The 1420-nt window shown below is 62.3% G+C and carries 2 protein-coding genes; both read left to right on the top strand.

What is annotated here, in order from left to right; all coding sequences use genetic code 11:
• Window positions 1-652: efflux RND transporter periplasmic adaptor subunit (locus V6C16_RS13275; RefSeq protein ID WP_333543438.1), on the top strand; the 652-nt coding region annotated here is incomplete at its 5' end.
• The coding region (locus tag V6C16_RS13270; RefSeq protein ID WP_333543437.1) for an ABC transporter ATP-binding protein at window positions 649-1420 on the top strand (772 nt) is incomplete at its 3' end. The genes V6C16_RS13275 and V6C16_RS13270, both read left to right, overlap by 4 nt.

Here is a 1420-nt window from a genome sequence, read left to right as displayed (position 1 = left end):
GTCGGTAAGCGCGGCCACGGCTCTGGCGGAAAATGCCGCCATCAACCTGCGCCGCTTCGTTGCCATGCGGGCCTCCAACCCCATTTCACAAAAAGAGCTTAACAACGCCCGGGCGCAGTCCCGCGAGGCAGCCGCAAAGCTGCGTTCTGCCCAGGATCAGCTTGATATGCTTCTTTCCGGGTACAGGGAAGAGGATGTCCTGGCGCAGCGCGCTGCTGTTGAAGCGGCGGCCGCAGCGCTCAGCCGGGCGGAAATACAGTTGCACGATGCCGTGCTTTCCGCTCCGCAGAAGGGCGTTGTGCTTACCCGCGCCCGTGAGGCCGGGGCCATCGTTCAGTCCGGCCAGACGGTCTACACCCTTGCGCTGACCGATCCCGTCTGGCTGCGGGCCTATGTGGACGAACCGGACCTTGGCCGTATCAAGCCGGGCATGTCTGTCCGCGTTCTTGTGGATGCGGCCCCGGGAAAAAGTTTTCCCGGAACCGTCGGTTTTATTTCGCCAACGGCGGAATTCACCCCTAAAACCGTTGAGACCAAGCAGGTGCGTACGGCTCTGGTCTACCGCTTGCGAGTGCAGGCTGAAGATCCGGAAAACGTCATGCGCCAGGGCATGCCCGTAACTATTGTTGTGGACGGTGCTGACGCGCCATGAGCGCCACGCAGGCCAGTTCCGGCGAAACAGCCGTACAGCTTAACGGCCTCGGCATGACCTTCGGCAAGGGACGCACGGCGGTTACGGCGCTGGATGACATTTCCGCCACGATTCCTTCCGGGTGCATCACGGGGCTTGTGGGGCCGGACGCTGCCGGAAAAACCACACTGATGCGTATTCTGGCAGGGCTGATGCTTCCCTCCCACGGCGAAGCGCGGATTTTCGGCCAGTCGCCGCAAAAACTTGTCAGCGAGAGTGCCAACAGCATCGGCTATATGCCGCAGCGTTTTGGCCTGTACGAAGACATCAGCGTGATGGGCAATCTGCGCCTGCACGCCAGTTTGCGCGGGCTTGAAGGCACGGCCCGCGAGGAGATTTTTGACCGCCTTTTGCAGTTTACGTCGCTTGCTCCCTTTACCAACAGGCTGGCCGGGCGTCTTTCCGGCGGCATGAAGCAGAAGCTCGGCATTGCCTGCGCGCTTCTCGGTTCGCCCCGTCTGCTGCTTCTGGATGAACCCGGGGTGGGGGTAGACCCGCAGTCCCGGCGCGAACTGTGGCGCATGGTGCAGGAATTGAGCCGTGACGGCATGAGCGTTATATGGGCAACGGCGTATCTGGATGAGGCCGAGCGGTGCGCTCAGGTTGTGGTGCTGGACAAGGGCAGCGTGCTTTATTCCGGCGCACCGGGCGACTTTACCAGCCGGGCATCCGGGCGGGTTTTTCTGCTCAAGACTCCAGCGGGTACGCACAAGCGCGAACTGGCCCGCT

It is taken from the genome of Desulfovibrio sp. 1188_IL3213 (assembly GCF_036763145.1).
Classification (GTDB): Bacteria; Desulfobacterota; Desulfovibrionia; order Desulfovibrionales; family Desulfovibrionaceae; genus Desulfovibrio.
The sequence above is the reverse complement of the archived record's forward strand: the minus strand, read 5'-3'. Positions and strand labels throughout refer to the sequence as shown.